Source organism: Streptomyces mangrovisoli (assembly GCF_000974985.2).
Lineage (GTDB): Bacteria > Actinomycetota > Actinomycetes > Streptomycetales > Streptomycetaceae > Streptomyces > Streptomyces mangrovisoli.
On the sequence record NZ_LAVA02000083.1, the window covers coordinates 20,213 to 35,380 of the forward strand.

Here is a 15,168-nt window from a genome sequence, read left to right on the forward strand (position 1 = left end):
CGGTTAAAGCGGTTCTCGCTCTCCCGTCCTCTCCTCCCTTCCCGCCTGAGGTGTGCCGTGTCCGCTGGACCTCCCGTCGCTCCGTCGCCGACGCTCGGCCCGCGCCTGACCCTGCTGCTCTCCGTCGCCTGCGGCGTCGCCGTGGCCACCATCTACTTCCCCCAGGCGATCAGCCCGCTCATCGCCGACGACCTGCGCGTCTCCCCGGAATCGGCCGCCCTCGTCGTCACCTGCGCCCAGCTCGGCTACGCGGCCGGCATCTTCCTGCTGGTCCCGCTCGGCGACCGGCTGCGCCACCGCGGCCTGGTCACCACCCTGCTGCTGACGACCTGCGCCGCCCTGGTGCTCGCGGGCACCGCCACCACCCTGCCCGTCCTCGCCGCCGCCGGCGCGCTCGCCGGGACGACCACCGTGGTCCCGCAGATCCTCATCCCCATGGCGGCCGGCCTGGCCGCCCCGGAGCGGCGCGGCGCGGTCACCGGCACCCTGCTGTCGGGCCTGCTCGGCGGCATCCTGCTGGCCCGCACCTTCTCCGGCACCCTCGGCGCATGGCTCGGCTGGCGGGCCCCCTATCTGGTCGCCGCCGGCCTGATGCTCGCCCTCGCCGCGGCCCTGGCCGCCGCGCTCCCCACCACCGCACCGAGCACCGACCAGCCCTACCCGGCCCTGCTCGCGACCCCCCTGAGACTGCTGCGCACCGAGCCGTCGCTGCGCCGCTCGGCCCTCAACCAGGTGCTGACGTTCGCCGCCTTCAGCGCCGCCTGGACGGCCGTCGCGCTCTGTCTCACCGGCCCGGTCTACGGCCTCGGCACCCCGGCCGTCGGCGTGCTCGCCCTGGTGGGCGCGGCCGGCATGTTCGCCACGCCGGTCGCCGGGCGGCGCACCGACCGCCGGGGCCCGGACGCGGTGAACCTGGTGTGCACGGTGGGCGCCGTCGCGGCCGGTGCCCTGCTGCTGACCGGTCGGCTCGGCGGCGCCGTCGGCCTGGCCGGCCTCGGGGCCGGAATGCTCCTGCTCGACGTCGCCGTCCAGTCCGGCCAGGTCGCCAACCAGGCGCGCATCTTCGCGCTGCGTCCCGAGGCCCGCGCCCGCCTCAACACCGCCTACATGACCTGCGCGTTCCTCGGCGGCAGCGCGGGCTCCTGGCTGGGTGTGCGCGCGTACTCCGCCTTCGGCTGGAACGGGGTCTGCGGCCTGGTCATGGCGGCGCCCGGCCTCGCCCTGCTGCGGACCGCGCTGCGCGCCCGCCCGTCCGCGACCGCCCCGGAGACGGCCTCGGAAGCGGACCCGGCGGACGCTGCCGCCCCCGCGTCCGCCACGGACCCGGACGACGTCCCCACCGCCCGCTGAGGGTCGTACGAAGTCGCCGGCAGGGTCGTACGCGATCGTCGGCAGGGTCGTACGCGATCGCAGGCGGGGTCGTACGAGGTCGCCGGCAGGGTCGTGCGAGATCGCCGACGGGCTCCTACGAGATCGCCCGCAGGCCTCCGCGGGCGGCGTGCCGCAGCCGTTCCACGGCCTCGGCCGTCGCCTGGTCGGCGGGCAGCAGCACCACCAACTGCTGTGCGTCCGCGCTCAGTTCCAGCGTCTCGCGGAGCAGCGTCAGCTCCCCTCCCACCGGGTGGCGCAGCCGCAGCGGCCCGCGCTGCGGCACCTGGTGGCGGTTGAGGCGGCGGGTGAAACCGGGTCCCGCGGCGGCGGACAGCTCGGCGGTCAGCCATGCCGAGTTCTCCACCGACGGCCCCCGCCACAGGTCGAAGGCCAGCTCGTCGGCGACGGCCTCCCAGTCCGGCAGCAGCGACCGGGCGCGCGGGTCGGTGAAGACGTAGCGCGTGAGGTTCGGGGCGTCACCGTCGAGCAGGCCCGTGCCGCCGAGGACCGCGTCGTAGCCGCTCGTGCGGGCGAGGAGGTCGCCGAGCCGGTTGGTCACCACGGCGAGGCCCGGCTCGAGCAGCCGCAGCGTCGTGAGGACCGTCGGGCGGACGTCACGCGCGGCCGGTACGGGCCGTGCGTGCGCCGTGCACTCCCCGCCGGTGATCTTCGCCAGATAGCGCAGATGCTCCCGCTCGGCGAGGTCGAGACTGAGCGCGTCGGCCAGCGCGTTGACCACCGACACGGACGGATTGCGGTCCCGGCCCTGTTCGATGCGGGTCAGGTACTCGACGCTGATCCCGGCCCGCGCCGCGAGCTCCGACCGGCGCAGCCCCGGCGACCGGCGGCGGCCGTGCACCGGCAGCCCCAGCGAGGCGGGCTGGATGCTGTCCCGCCTGGCCCGGACGAAATCCCCCAGTGGCGAACCCATACGTCGAGCCTACGACGCCCACCGGCCCCTCGCGGAGCGCTCAGCGTGGCCCTGCGGGGGCCAGCCTGAGCCCGGCCTGGCTGGGGCCGCGATCCGGTCCGAGGGTGGTGGCCATGGAGAACACGAACACCACACATCGGCTGCTGATCGTCGTCGCGAGCGTCCGGGAGGGCCGGTTCGGCCCCGTCGTGGGCGACTGGGTCGCGCAACGGGCGCGAGAACACGGCGGGTTCGCGGTGGAGGTCGCCGATCTCGCCGCGTACGACATCCCGTTGGCCCTGCCCGCGGCCTCACCGAAGTACGCCGGCGCCGACTACCCCCGGCCGGCCGGGATGGCCGCGCTGACCGAGGCGCTGGAGCGGGCCGACGCGTACGTCGTCGTCACGCCGGAGTACAACCACAGCTACCCCGCCTCGCTCAAGGCGGCCATCGACTGGCACTTCACCCAGTGGACGGCCAAGCCCGTCGCGTTCGTCAGCTACGGCGGTGCCGCGGGCGGCCGGCACGCGGTGCTGCACCTGGAGAACGTGCTCACCGAACTGCACGCGGTGACGATCCGCGACGGCCTCGCCTTCCCGAACTACTTCACCGCGTGGCGGGACGGCAGCCCCCTCGACACGGAGGCCCCCGCCTATGCCAAGACCCTGCTGGACCAACTGGCCTGGTGGGCCGGTGCGTTGCGCACAGCACGCGAGACGGCGCCCTATCCGGGCTGACCCGCGCCCCGCGACCCGCGGCAGGAGCCACCCACGCGCCGGGCGCCGCTCACCGCGCCTCCCGCCGGGCCTCCTTCAGCTCGCGCGAGACCGCCCATGCGTCCGCCACCGGACCCATGTGCTCCAGCTTGTCGGGGTTGATCACCGTGCGGACCGCCTGGATCCGCCCCTCCAGCACGTCGAGCACCAGGGTGTGCAGCACCCTGCCGTCCCGGTCGCGGAAGATCGCGCCCGGCTGCCCGTTGATCTCGTGCCGCTCCAGGGTCACCTCGATCCTGGCCATCCACGGGTAGACGGACGCCAGCAGCCGGGCCACGTTGTCGGCGCCCGCGACGGCCCGCGCCAGCTGCGGGGCCTTGCCGCCGCCGTCGCCGACCAACTGCACGTCGGCGGCGAGCAGCTGCCGCAGCGCGGCCACGTCGCCCGCGATCAGCGCGTCGAAGAACCGGGCCGCCAGCTCCTGGCGCTCGTGCCGGTCGGCCTCGAACCGGGGCCGGCCGTCCCGCATGTGCCGCCGCGCCCGCACCAGCAGCTGGCGGCACGCGGCCTCCGAGCGGCCCACCGCCGACGCGATGTCGTCGAACCCGAAGGCGAACACCTCGCGCAGGACGAACACCGCCCGCTCCAGCGGGCTGAGCCGCTCCAGCAGCATCAGCGCCGCCATCGACACCGAGTCGGCCAGCTCCACCGAGCGCTCCGGGTCCTGGTACGGGTCGCTCAGCAGCGGCTCCGGGAACCATGGGCCGACATACTCCTCCCGCCTTACCCGGGCCGAGCGCAGCACGTCGATCGCGACGCGGGTCACCGTGGCCGACAGGTACGCCTTGGTGGACACCGGGCGGGTCGACGAGGCGTCGAAGCGCAGCCAGGTCTCCTGCACCGCGTCCTCGGCCTCGCTCACGCTGCCCAGGACGCGATAGGCGATGGAGAACAGCAGCGGCCGCAGTTCCTCGAACTCCTCGACCTCGGTCACGGCACGATCCTTCCCTGTTCGCGGCGGATACGACACGGTCGGCGCGGTCTCAGTGCAGCGCACCGGCCTCGTAGTCCCCGGCGGAGGGCTGCCGGGTGATGACGTTGAGCCGGTTCACCGAGTTCATGAAGGAGATCAGGATGACCAGCGCGGTCAGCTGCTCCTCGTCGTAGTGCTTGGCGGCGGCCCGCCACACCTCGTCGCCGACCCCGCCCGCCGCGTCGGCGATCCGGGTGCCCTCCTCGGCGAGCTCCAGCGCCGCCCGCTCGGCCTCGGTGAAGACCGTGGCCTCGCGCCAGGCCGCGACCAGGTGCAGCCGCACCGCGCTCTCACCGGCCGCCGCGGCCTCCTTGGTGTGCATGTCGATGCAGACCGCGCAGCCGTTGATCTGGCTGACCCGCAGCGCCACCAGCTCCTGCGTGGTGACGGGCACCGACGACTCCTTGAAGGCCCTGCCGACCGCCATGAAGTGCTTGATCGCCTTGCCCGCGGTCTGGCTGCCGAAGTAGTTCAGTCGCGCGCTCATGGAATGCTCCCGTGGGGTCGTCGTAGGTGCTGACACCCCTTGGGACGAGACGGCCCGCCCGCCTGTGACACGCCCCGTCGTGATCTGGATCACCAGGCTGTCGGGCCGGGTGCCGGGGCGGCCGACTCAGGCCCGCTTGAGTGCGCGTACTCATGCCCGGCCGGCTGGTGCGCGGCGAGGATCGGTGCAGCGGCGCCGCCCGGTGCGCCGGCCCGATCCAGCCGAGACCCTTACGGAGAATCCGTCATGTCCCGACGTACTGCTGTTGCCCTGGCCGCCGGTGTCGTCGCCCTCGGAGGCGCGAGCGCCTTCGCCTTCGCGCACGGCGGGGACCAGTCACCGGCCCTGGCACACACCACGGCCCGCTACACCGCCCCCGACGGCGACCGGGCCGGCTCGTTGACCTTCGCCACCGACGCCACGGCCTCGTCCGGCGTCAAGAAGGTCAACGTTCTTCCCTGGCCGAAGAGTTCGTCCTTCGCGAAGATGGGGCTGACCGCCAAGGACATGGCCGATGCCGACCAGGCCGTCTGCAAGCCCGCCGGCGGGCACACCGTGCACTGCACCTTCTCCGTGAAGGTGACGGCCGCCGATGCCGCGTCGTCCCCGCACGGGGCCTGGCACATGGCCGTGCTCGTGACCGCGAAGGACGGCACGACGACCCTGGACACCAAGGCGGCCGACTTCAGCGTCCGTTGACCCGGACGGGCCACGACCCGAGCGAGTACGGTCGTCACCTGACGGCGGCCGGGCGGGCACGGTGGTCCTCTGGCGACGGCGAGGCGGGCACGGGGAGGCGGGGACATGTCGTGGGCCGTGGTGGTCTCCACCGTGGGCGGGGTGCTGACGACCCTCGCCGGGGTGGCCGCGGGCGCCCTGCTCTCCCGCCGGGCACAGGAACGGCACTGGCTCAAGGACGCGCAGGCCCAGGCGTACGCCGGGGTGCTGCGCGCCTACACCCGGGTCGAGTTCGACCTGCGCGGCGCCCACCTGGGGAAACACCCGGTGACCCAGGTGGACTGGGCGCCGTGGGGCGGCGCCCTCGCGGCGCTGAGCCTGGTGGCGGACGAGGAGGTCGTCGCGGCCGCGGGACGGCTGGGCGAGGTCCTCAACGCGCTGGAGCGGGTCGTGCACGAGGGCGAGGCGGGGCGGCCCCGCTGGACCCGCCTGCAGACCGAACTGGCGGCGGCGCAGATGGACTTCGTCAACACCGCCCGCCGCGGCCTCGACCGCCGGCAGCCGGCGGTCCGCACACGGATCGGCGGTCCGCTGATCGAGGCCCCGGAGTGAGACGCAGGGCCCTGCCGCTCAGCCGGGGCGGGACAAGTCCGTGAACCAGGCGCCGAGTTCGTTCGCGGCATCGGCGAGCGGGAAGCGCGCCCCGAGGTAGCCGTCCGGCCGTACGACAAGACCGGTCGGCCCGTCCGGACGGTACAGGGCGGCGAACTGCCCCTCGGAGTCGTGGAATCCGGGAACCGGCAGGCTGTCCGCCAGCTCACGGGCGGCCCTCGCGGCGAGTACGGCGACGAGGTGCACCTCGGCCCCCGGCCGCGGCAGCCCCTGCGACGCCCGTGCCGCCTCGGCGAGTTCGGCCGGATCGGCGCCGTACAGCAGCACGACGTGCCCGGGGCGGCCGCGCGTCACGTCGAGCAGCCGCAGTGGATAGCGGGCGAGGGTGGCGGTCAGCCCGCCGCAGTCGGGGGCCCGGTCGCCGGGCTGGGGTGCGTCCAGCGGTCCGTGGACGGTGCCCGTGAGCGGTCCGCCGCAGTAGCCGAGCAGCAGTTGCGCCTCCCGCATGATCAGCGTCGCCGGGTCGTCGGGGTCGGCCTCCATGCCCTGGCGGGCGTGCTGCACCGTGCGGCCCACGACCTCCTCGCCGATCGGGCGGCGTTCGGCGTCGTAGCTGCCGAGCAGTCCCTCGCCCGCCTCGCCGCGCAGGACGAGGGCGATCTTCCAGGCGAGGTTGTGGGCGTCCTGGATGCCGGTGTTCATGCCCTGGGCGCCGGTGGGCGGGTGGATGTGGGCCGCGTCGCCCGCGACGAAGACGCGGCCCGCGCCGTAGCGGTCGACGATGCGGTGGCTGATCCGGAACACCGACGACCAGCGCAGGTCGGAGACGGTGGTGGGCATGGGGGCGAGACGGTCCACGACGGCCTGGATGTGCCCCAGTTCGGGCACGTTGCGCTCGCCGCCCGTCAGCCCGTGCGTCACCCCGTCGGCCGGCGCGGCCTCATGGCCCCGTGCGGGGGTGGCGAGTTCGGGCGGGACCAGCATCGACATGCGGTAGCGCGGGCCGCCGGGCAGCGGGATGCACACCAGCAGGTCGTCGGTGGCGCCGTCGGCGGTGCGGTGCAGCGAGCGCACCGCGTACTTGTGTGGGAGGTCCCAGTCGGCCTCGACGTCGGCCAGCATGTACTCCTCGGCGAAGGCGCCGCCCTCGAAGGAGAGGCCGAGCCCCTTGCGGACCGTGCTGTGCGCGCCGTCGCAGCCGATCAGATAGCGGACGCGCTGCTCCTCCTCGGCCCCGTCCGCGGTGCGCAGCAGGGCCGTGACGCCGTCCTCGTCCTGCGTGAACGAGAGCAGTTGCGTGCCGCGCTCGATGACCGTGCCGAGCCCGGCGACGTACTCCTCCAGGAGACGTTCGGTCTCGTACTGCGGCAGCGCGGCGAAGGCGTACGGCACCTCGGGCGGCAGCTCCAGATCGATCCGGGCGGCCTCCCGCCCGTTGACGTAGACCAACTGCCCGCGCATCCGCACCGCCGACTCCAGCACGGACCGGACCAGCCCCATGCGGTCCCATATCTCCAGGGTGCGCGGCTGGATGCCGACGGCCTTCGCGTACGGCAGCCGGGCCGGGAGCCGGTCGACGAGCCGGCAGCCGATCCCGTGCGCGCGCAGCTCCGCCGCGGCGCTCAGGCCGACCGGGCCGGCTCCGGCGATCAGTACGTCCGTCGTCGGGGTGTGCGCCACGGTGCCTCCCGTACGTGCCTGCTCGCTGTGCCTGCCCGCTGTGCCCGAGCCGGGACCGGTCCCCGTTCCATGGTCGCCCTGAGCGGTCCCGGCGTCGATTCGGGACGGGAGCACGCGCTTACCGCGCCGGGTGCGGGAGGCCGCGGCCGCGGGGGCCGGCCGGGCCCGGCACGGGAGCGCGCGGGCGGGAGACCGCGGCGGGCGCGGACCCCGGAGCTGCACGAACCGGTCCCCGCCAGCGGAGATTCCCTTTTGCTCCGGCTCGTCCGTTCGTCGTCTGACGGTCCGATAACGGTTTCCCTCTGCACGCACAATGCACAGGCGGCACATACGTACGATCCAGTTCATGAACAGAGCTGCGAAGGTGGGCGTGGCCGGTGCGTGTACAACTCTGCTCGTGCTCGGGGGATTCGGGACCTACAACCTCCTGCACGGACTGACCTCCGCGACGGGCGGCGACGGGGCGGGACAGGGCTTCAGCCAGACGGCGGTGTCGAAGTCGCCGCCCTCCGCGGAGAAGGCCGAGAAGCTCACCCGGGCCTTCCTCGACAGCTGGTCCCAGCAGCGTCTCGACGGCGCGGCGAGCGACACCGACCAGCCGGGCGCGGCGAGTTCGGCGCTCGCGGACTACAAGACGGGCCTCGGCCTGACAAAGCTCTCGTTCACCGACGTCCGCTCCGCGGGCCCCTCGACGGCCACCGTCGGCGCCACGAAGGTCACCTTCGACGTCACCGCCCATGTGAAGGGCGGCACGTGGAGCTATCCGAGCGCGGTCGCCGTCCTCCAGGACACCGACGGCGACGCCGCGGTGCACTGGAACAACTCGGTGCTCTACCCCGGCCTCCAGGGCGACCAGGCGCTCACCGCGGGCGAGTTGCCGGCCGGGGCCGGCTCGGCGAAGGTCGTCGCGAGCGACGGGAAGACCGACCTCTCCACGTTCCCCTCGCTCACCGACATCGTCGCCTCCATCCGCAAGAACGGCACCCCCAAGGGCGGCACCACCGGGACGGGCGTGGCGGTGGTCGACGGCGACGGCACGGGCGTCGAGACGCTCAAGGTGTTCGTCAAGGGCAAGTCCCCGGTCGTCAGGACCACGATCGACGCGCATCTGCAGGAGGTCGCCGAGAGCGCCGTGAAGGACGCCCACCTCCAGCAGAAGCCCGCCGGCACCGTGGCGCTGGACTGGCGCACCGGACACATCCTGGCGATCGCGCACACCGGCGACGACGGCGACATCGCCATCAACGGCATCAAGTCGCCCGGTTCCACGATGAAGATCATCACCTCGGCCGCGCTCTTCGACCAGGCGGGTCTCACCATGAACAGCCCGGCGCCCTGCACGGACTCCCTCATGGCCAACAGCCAGCTGTTCCACAACGACGCCGGGGTCAAGCCCAACGAGAAGGCCACGATCGCCCAGGCGTTCACCGTCTCCTGCAACACCGCCTTCATCAAGGACGGTTTCCACTACCTCGTGAACGGCGGGGACGCCTCGGCCCTGCACAACGAGGCCGTCAACGTGTTCGGCATGGGCAGCTGGTCGATCGGCGGCGGCGTCGCCACCACCGACCCGAGCATCCCCGACGACGTTCAAGGCGGCGACCAGGCGGCCCAGTTCATCGGGCAGGGCCGGGTCACGGCGACGCCCCTGTTCATGGCGTCCGTGGCGGCCACCGTCCGCAACGTCGGGTTCCGGCAGCCGGTCATCCTGCCGGACCAGCACCAGCAGACCGCGCCCCGCGCCATCTCCGCGCGCACGGCCGGGTACCTGCAGACGATGATGCGCTCCGTCGCCACCAGCGGCACGGCCGCGCCGCGGCTCGGCGGCCTGGCCGGCGTCGGCGCCAAGACGGGCACCGCGGAGGAGGGCGACCACACCAACGGCTGGCTGACCGCGTACAACTCGCAGATCGCGGTGGCGGCCCTGGTCGAGGGCGGCAGCTCGGGCGTGGACTCGGCCGGTTACGTCGTACGGGAACTGCTCACGCGGAGCTGAGGCGCGGGCGCGCTGAGGCGCGGGCGCGCTGAGGCGCGTGCCCGGCCGCGGGTCGCCTGAGCGGCGGGGCGGCGGGCCGGCGGGCGGCCGCCGTCGGGGACCCGGACAACGGACTCCGTCCACCGAGTGCCCGCCCGGTGGCTTAGAGTGACTGTCGCCCCGATTCCGGAGACCCAGGTACCTGTGAGGGACACGCCAGACATGCCGACCGAAACGTTTGAGTTCCAGGTAGAGGCCCGTCAGCTGCTGCAGTTGATGATCCACTCGGTCTACTCGAACAAGGACGTCTTCCTGCGGGAGCTCGTCTCCAACGCCTCCGACGCGCTCGACAAGCTGCGGCTGGCCGCGCTGCGGGACGACGCGCTCGACGCCGACACCGCCGACCCGCACATCGAGATCGCCCTCGACGCCGACGCCCGCACGCTGACCGTGCGGGACAACGGCATCGGGATGTCGTACGACGAGGTCGGCAAGCTCATCGGCACCATCGCCAACTCGGGTACGGCCGACTTCCTGCGGGAGTTGAAGGAGGCGCAGGACGCGTCCGGCGCCGAGGGCCTCATCGGCCAGTTCGGCGTGGGCTTCTACTCCGGCTTCATGGTGGCCGACGAGATGACCCTGCTGACCCGGCGGGCCGGGGAGGACACCGGGACCCGCTGGTCCTCCCGCGGCGAGGGCACGTACACCCTGGAGAAGGTCGACGACGCGCCGCAGGGCACCTCCGTCACGCTCCACCTCAAGCCGGCCGACCCCGACAACCAGCTGCACGACTACACCTCCGACCGGACGATCAAGCAGATCGTCAAGCGCTACTCCGACTTCATCACCTGGCCGATCCGGCTCGTGCCGCAGCGGGGCGAGGGCCCGGCCGAAGGGGACGGCGACGGCGAGGGCGGGTCCGGACCCGAGACGCTGAACTCGATGAAGGCCCTGTGGGCCCGCCCGCGCGACGAGGTCTCCGACGACGAGTACCACGAGCTGTACAAGCACGTCAGCCACGACTGGCGGGACCCGCTGGAGACGATCCGCCTCCAGGCCGAGGGCACCTTCGAGTACCAGGCCCTGCTGTTCCTGCCCGCGCACGCGCCGCACGACCTGTTCACCCGGGACGCCGCACGCGGCCTCCAGCTGTACGTCAAGCGCGTGCTGATCATGGACGACTGCGAGGCACTGCTGCCGCCGTACCTCCGCTTCGTCAAGGGAGTCGTCGACGCGCAGGACCTCTCGCTCAACGTCTCGCGCGAGATCCTCCAGCAGGACCGGCACATCCGCATGATCCAGCGCCGGCTGACCAAGAAGGTGCTCTCCTCGCTCAAGGAGATGAAGACCAAGGAGCCCGCCGACTTCGCCTCGTTCTGGCGGGAGTTCGGCGCCGTCCTGAAGGAGGGCCTGCTCGGCGACGCCGACAACCAGGACGCCCTGCTCGCCGTCGCGACCTTCGCCACCACGCACTCCGACGACGAACCGGCCACCCTCGCGCAGTACGTGGAGCGGGCGAAGGACGGCCAGGACGCCGTCTACTACATGACCGGCGAGTCCCGTGAGGCACTGGAGAGCTCCCCGCACCTGGAGGCGTTCCGGGCCCGCGGCATCGAGGTGCTGCTGCTCACCGACCCCGTCGACGAGCTGTGGGTCGACGCCGTGGGCGAGTTCGACGGCAAGCGGCTGCGGTCCGTCGCCAAGGGCGAGATCGACCTCGACCCGCAGGACGGCGAACAGGGCGACGAACAGCGGGAGAAGCAGGCCGAGGAGTACGCCGGGCTGCTCGGCTGGATGAAGGAGCGGCTCGGCGAGGACGTCAAGGACGTGCGCCTGTCCTCCCGGCTGACGGTCTCTCCGGCCTGCGTGGTCTCCGACGCCCACGACCTGACCCCGGCGCTGGAGAACATGTACCGCGCGATGGGCCAGGAAGTCCCGCGCAGCAAGCGGATCCTGGAACTCAACCCCGGCCACCCCCTCGTGCAGAGCCTGAACCGGGAGTACCAGGAGCGCGACGACCACACCGGGCTCGCCGACAGCGCCGAACTGCTGCACGGCCTCGCGGTGCTCGCCGAGGGCGGCCAGCCGAAGGAACCGGCGCGGTTCGTCAAGCTCGTGGCGGAGCGGCTGGAGCGCACGCTGTGACCCGCCGGCCCGCCACCCTCTGATGCTGCTCAAGTCGCTTGGTAGGGGGCCCGGACGGCTGGCAGGCTGAGGCCATGTCAGTCATCGCGGGTCTCAACAGGAAGCACAACGCCGTGATCACGGTCCGGGACGCGGACGTGGTCGCGGCGGCCCTGCGGCGGGCCCTGGCCGAGGCCCCGCCCGAGGACCGCGCGGCGCTGGAACGCGCCGTCGCGCTCGTCGAGTCCACGGCGGAGGCCACCGACGCCCAGATCCGCGCCCGTTGGGCCCGCGACCTGCTGACCGCCGCGGGCTACACCGGCGACCTCGCCTCGGTCGCCGCGGTCAAGGCCCTGCGTCAGGCGGACCCACGCCTGAGCCTGCTGGCCGCCGTACAACTCCAGAAGGAGGCGATCGCCCATCCGGAGTGAGCGACGGACGCCCGGCGCGTCCGCGGGCGGGGCGATCACACCGACGTACGGCTCCGGTGGCGAGGAGGATCACGGCGAGCGGGTGCTCGCTCATGTCGGTGTGGGGACGCGGCTGTCGTTGATGAGTGACCGGCGGCTCGCGGACGTCGTCGCCGGCGCGCGGGGTCTCGGTGGGGGGATCGGGGGGAGGACGGCCGAGCTGGACGTCGACGGCGTGCGGGTCTTCGTCAAGCGCGTGCCGCTGACCTCCGTCGAGCAGCGGCCGGACAACGTGCGTTCCACCGCCAACCTGTTCGGGCTTCCGCTCTTCTACCAGTACGGCATCGGCTCCGCGGGATTCGGCGCCTGGCGGGAGCTGGCCGCGCACCTCATGACCACCGGGTGGGTGCTGAGCGGGCAGTACCCGGGCTTTCCGCTGCTCCACCACTGGCGGGTCCTGCCGGACGACGCGCCCACCGGTTTCGCGGACGCGTTCGGCGGCGTCGACGGCGCCGTCGCGCACTGGGACGGCTCCGCGGCCGTGCGTCACAGGCTCGAGGAGATCGGGCGGTCGTCGGCCGCTCTGGTGCTCTTTCTGGAGCATGTGCCGCACACCCTGGGCGAGTTGCTCGCCGAGGACGCCGACGGCGACCGTCATCGCTGGGCCGAGGAGGAGCTGCGGCGCGGAACGGAGTTCATGAGCGCGCGCGGACTGGTCCACTTCGACGCCCACTTCGCCAACGTGCTCACGGACGGGCGGCGGATCTACTTCGCCGACCTCGGCCTGGCCCTGAGCCGGGACTTCGAACTCTCCCGGCAGGAGCGCGACTTCCTCACCGCCCACCTTCTCTACGACCGCTCCTACGCGCCCTCCCACCTGCTCCGCCACCATCTGCCCGCGGGGCTGGGATCCGCCACCGACCCGGGCGCCCTGCTCCGGGCCTGGGCCGACGGCCGGCGGCCCGCCGCCGTACCGTGCGCGATCGCGACGCTGCTCGACCGGCACGCCGCCCACGCCACGGTCCTCGACGACTTCTTCCGGCGGCTGTTCGAGGAGAGCAAGCTGACGCCCTTCCCCGCGGACGCGCTGCGGCGGGCCATGGCGGATGGTGCGGGGCAGGGGCGACGAGAGCCCGTGGCAGACGGCTGACCCGGACCCGGACCGGGCGGGATCAGGTGCGGTCCGGGTGCGGTCCGGGTCAGGCGCGGTCCGCCAGGGCCGCGTCGATCAGGACCGCCGCCGCCGCGCGGGCGGCCGTGGCGGCCGAGGGGTCGCGGTCCATCCGCGCGGACAGCCCGGCGCCGTCGTACAAGAGGTGCAACTGCCGTGCGAGCGTCTCCGGTTGCGGCACACCGGCGTCGCGCGCGAGGTCGGTGAACAGCGTCCGCACCCACGCCCGGTAGGCGTCGGACGCCTCCTCGATCGCGCTGCCGTGCCGGGCCTCAGCGCTGGCCGCGACGAACGCGCAGCCGTGGTAGTCGCGCCGGGTGAACAGCTCGCCCTGCGCGTCGAACACCGCCAGCAGCCGCTCGCGCGGGGACCCGGCCCCCTCGACGCCGCGCAGCAGCCGCTCCCTCATCCGGGCGTGCCGGGAGTCGAGATAGGCACGGATGAGCTGTTCCTTGCCGCCGAAGGTGTTGTACAGCGACGCCTTCGCGACCCCCGCGTGCTCGATGATCCGGTCGATGCCGACCGTCTGCACGCCCTCCGCGTAGAACAGCTCGTCCGCGGCCGAGAGCAGCCGCTCGCGGGCCGTGGGGGCCTTCGCACTCGGGGTCCTGGTCATGACGCTCACCTTCTCGGACGGTTCATCAGTGTAGGGGCTGTCAGGCCACCCGCTCCGGCTGTTCCGCCGCGGCCACGGGCGCGCGCCGCCCGGTGCCGCCGGAGGCGACGAGCACTCCCGCAGCGGCCTGCGGGCGGCCCCGCAGCAGCAGCGCGGCGAGCGCGAGCAGGGCCAGGGCGATCACCACGGCGCCGTACTCCTCCGAGGTGGCCACCAGACCGCCGCCGTGCACCACCAGCGCGCCGGCCGCGACGGAAGGGACGCCCATGCCGAGGTAGGAGACGACGAACAGCAGGGACAGCACGCCCGAGCTCTCGTGCGGCTCGGTCAGCGGCAAAACCGTGCGGATGCCGCCCTGGAAGCCGCTGCCGAAGCCGAGGCCGGAGACGGCCGTGCCGACGAAGAACAGCCACGGCGTGCCCGAGCCGATGGCGAGCAGGGTGAGCGCGACGCCCGCGACGAGCGCGCCGATGCCGGTGTACATCACCGTGCGGGCCTCGGCCCTGCGCAGGGCGAGCACGGAGGTGGCGGCGACGATCGCGAGCACGAACAGGCCGAGCCCGCCGTAGACCGCGGACGTCGAGCCGACCAGGCCGCGGACCAGGGACGGACCGAGGGAGCCGTAGAACCCGGCGAGCGCCCAGACGGCGAAGACGACGGGCGCCGCCGCCAGCACGGGGCCGCGGACGCGGCGCGGCAGCGCGATCTCGGGTACGAGCGAGGTCCACGCGCCGGGTGCCCTGGTGACGGTCTCGTCGATCAGGGCGACGGCGACCGCCTGGACGGCGAACACCGCGAGCAGGCCGAGATAGATCGTGTGGGACGGCGCCGGGAGGTACTGCACGACGAAGCCGCTGACCAGCGAGCCCGTCGCGGTGCCGAGGCCGGGGGTGAAGGCGTTCGCCAGCGTGCCGCGCGCACGGTCGAGGTCCATCATCGCGGCGCCCACCGCGCCGAGGGCGGCACCGGTGGACAGGCCCTGCACGACGCGTGCGGTCAGCAGCTCACCGACGCCGGTCGCCGAGGAGAACAGCAGCATCGCGGCCGCCTGCGCCACGATCGCCGCGATCAGCACGGGGCGGCGGCCGACGTGGTCGGACAGCTTGCCGAGGACGAGCAGCCCGGACAGGACGGCGATGGCGTAGACACCGAAGACGACGGTGGTGGTGATGGGGGTGAAGCCCCATTCGGCCTGGTAGGTCGCGTACAGGGGAGTGGGCGCGCTGGAGGCGGCGAGGAAGGAGACCACGATCGAGGCGAGCACGTAGAACGCCGCGCGCGGCGGTATCGGCCGGCGCTGCGCCGTCGTGCCGGGTGCGTGCGGGGCGAGGAGGTTCATCGGAATCCTTGGCATCCTTCGCGGGGCCGGAGCCGGGGCGGCCGCC

Annotated in this window: 14 protein-coding genes; 8 read left to right on the forward strand and 6 right to left on the reverse strand. The window is 73.2% G+C overall.

The features are described from left to right. Positions 1–57 precede the first annotated feature (57 nt). The gene (locus WN71_RS29200; protein ID WP_046592668.1) at positions 58–1,350 is read left to right on the forward strand and encodes an MFS transporter; all 1,293 of its coding nucleotides are present in this window, start codon (positions 58–60) and stop codon (positions 1,348–1,350) included. A 115-nt stretch (positions 1,351–1,465) separates the two neighbouring features. Here WN71_RS29200 and WN71_RS29205 read toward each other — a convergent pair whose 3' ends face one another. Beyond that, positions 1,466–2,302, reverse strand: coding sequence for a helix-turn-helix domain-containing protein (locus WN71_RS29205; RefSeq protein WP_046592669.1), 837 nt, complete (start codon positions 2,300–2,302; stop codon positions 1,466–1,468). A 113-nt stretch (positions 2,303–2,415) separates the two neighbouring features. On the opposite strand from WN71_RS29205, the gene WN71_RS29210 reads away from it, so the two are divergent. Then, positions 2,416–3,018, forward strand: a complete 603-nt coding sequence (locus tag WN71_RS29210) for an NADPH-dependent FMN reductase (protein ID WP_046592670.1) — start codon at positions 2,416–2,418, stop codon at positions 3,016–3,018. 49 nt (positions 3,019–3,067) lie between these two features. Here the strand turns inward: WN71_RS29210 and WN71_RS29215 are convergent, their stop codons facing one another. Both WN71_RS29215 and WN71_RS29220 read right to left on the reverse strand, forming a co-directional pair. After that, complete coding sequence (locus WN71_RS29215) at positions 3,068–3,991, reverse strand: RNA polymerase sigma-70 factor (protein WP_046592671.1); 924 nt, start codon at positions 3,989–3,991, stop codon at positions 3,068–3,070. A 49-nt stretch (positions 3,992–4,040) separates the two neighbouring features. Beyond that, positions 4,041–4,517: a carboxymuconolactone decarboxylase family protein gene (locus tag WN71_RS29220; protein ID WP_046592672.1), complete on the reverse strand. Its 477-nt coding sequence runs from the start codon at positions 4,515–4,517 to the stop codon at positions 4,041–4,043. Positions 4,518–4,763: 246 nt separating this feature from the next. Here WN71_RS29220 and WN71_RS29225 point away from each other — a divergent pair, with 246 nt between their 5' ends. Together WN71_RS29225 and WN71_RS29230 are read left to right on the forward strand one after the other, a co-directional pair. After that, a complete protein-coding gene (locus tag WN71_RS29225) occupies positions 4,764–5,216 on the forward strand; it encodes a DUF5707 domain-containing protein (RefSeq protein WP_046592673.1) in 453 nt (150 codons plus the stop codon). A 105-nt stretch (positions 5,217–5,321) separates the two neighbouring features. After that, positions 5,322–5,807 (forward strand): hypothetical protein, encoded by a 486-nt coding sequence (locus tag WN71_RS29230; RefSeq protein ID WP_071369892.1) that lies wholly within the window; start codon positions 5,322–5,324, stop codon positions 5,805–5,807. Between the two features lie 18 nt (positions 5,808–5,825). Here the strand turns inward: WN71_RS29230 and WN71_RS29235 are convergent, their stop codons facing one another. Then, the gene (locus tag WN71_RS29235; protein ID WP_071369893.1) at positions 5,826–7,487 is read right to left on the reverse strand and encodes an FAD-dependent monooxygenase; all 1,662 of its coding nucleotides are present in this window, start codon (positions 7,485–7,487) and stop codon (positions 5,826–5,828) included. Between the two features lie 346 nt (positions 7,488–7,833). Between WN71_RS29235 and WN71_RS29240 the strand changes: the two genes are divergently transcribed. From WN71_RS29240 to WN71_RS29255, 4 genes are all read left to right on the forward strand, one after another. After that, positions 7,834–9,483: a penicillin-binding transpeptidase domain-containing protein gene (locus WN71_RS29240; protein WP_046589509.1), complete on the forward strand. Its 1,650-nt coding sequence runs from the start codon at positions 7,834–7,836 to the stop codon at positions 9,481–9,483. A gap of 201 nt (positions 9,484–9,684) precedes the next feature. Next, on the forward strand, positions 9,685–11,607 hold the full coding sequence (gene htpG / locus WN71_RS29245; protein ID WP_046589507.1) for a molecular chaperone HtpG: 1,923 nt from the start codon (positions 9,685–9,687) through the stop codon (positions 11,605–11,607). A 74-nt stretch (positions 11,608–11,681) separates the two neighbouring features. After that, a complete protein-coding gene (locus WN71_RS29250; RefSeq protein WP_046589504.1) occupies positions 11,682–12,017 on the forward strand; it encodes a hypothetical protein in 336 nt (111 codons plus the stop codon). 121 nt (positions 12,018–12,138) lie between these two features. Continuing rightward, positions 12,139–13,146, forward strand: coding sequence for a BUD32 family EKC/KEOPS complex subunit (locus WN71_RS29255; protein WP_240529807.1), 1,008 nt, complete (start codon positions 12,139–12,141; stop codon positions 13,144–13,146). Positions 13,147–13,195: 49 nt separating this feature from the next. Here WN71_RS29255 and WN71_RS29260 read toward each other — a convergent pair whose 3' ends face one another. Both WN71_RS29260 and WN71_RS29265 read right to left on the reverse strand, forming a co-directional pair. Beyond that, complete coding sequence (locus WN71_RS29260) at positions 13,196–13,783, reverse strand: TetR/AcrR family transcriptional regulator (RefSeq protein WP_046589500.1); 588 nt, start codon at positions 13,781–13,783, stop codon at positions 13,196–13,198. Positions 13,784–13,823: 40 nt separating this feature from the next. Continuing rightward, positions 13,824–15,122: an MFS transporter gene (locus WN71_RS29265; protein WP_079178198.1), complete on the reverse strand. Its 1,299-nt coding sequence runs from the start codon at positions 15,120–15,122 to the stop codon at positions 13,824–13,826. Positions 15,123–15,168: the final 46 nt, after the last annotated feature.

Bases quoted from the DNA above. Each gene is read 5' to 3' on its own strand.
- WN71_RS29255 (WP_240529807.1), top strand. From the start codon at position 12,139: ATGAGTGACCGGCGGCTCGCGGACGTCGTCGCCGGCGCGCGGGGTCTC.
- WN71_RS29210 (WP_046592670.1), top strand. From the start codon at position 2,416: ATGGAGAACACGAACACCACACATCGGCTGCTGATCGTCGTCGCGAGC.
- WN71_RS29250 (WP_046589504.1), top strand. From the start codon at position 11,682: ATGTCAGTCATCGCGGGTCTCAACAGGAAGCACAACGCCGTGATCACG.
- WN71_RS29260 (WP_046589500.1), bottom strand. From the start codon at position 13,783: ATGACCAGGACCCCGAGTGCGAAGGCCCCCACGGCCCGCGAGCGGCTG.
- htpG (WP_046589507.1), top strand. From the start codon at position 9,685: ATGCCGACCGAAACGTTTGAGTTCCAGGTAGAGGCCCGTCAGCTGCTG.
- WN71_RS29230 (WP_071369892.1), top strand. From the start codon at position 5,322: ATGTCGTGGGCCGTGGTGGTCTCCACCGTGGGCGGGGTGCTGACGACC.
- WN71_RS29220 (WP_046592672.1), bottom strand. From the start codon at position 4,517: ATGAGCGCGCGACTGAACTACTTCGGCAGCCAGACCGCGGGCAAGGCG.
- WN71_RS29225 (WP_046592673.1), top strand. From the start codon at position 4,764: ATGTCCCGACGTACTGCTGTTGCCCTGGCCGCCGGTGTCGTCGCCCTC.
- WN71_RS29240 (WP_046589509.1), top strand. From the start codon at position 7,834: ATGAACAGAGCTGCGAAGGTGGGCGTGGCCGGTGCGTGTACAACTCTG.
- WN71_RS29265 (WP_079178198.1), bottom strand. From the start codon at position 15,122: ATGAACCTCCTCGCCCCGCACGCACCCGGCACGACGGCGCAGCGCCGG.
- WN71_RS29205 (WP_046592669.1), bottom strand. From the start codon at position 2,302: ATGGGTTCGCCACTGGGGGATTTCGTCCGGGCCAGGCGGGACAGCATC.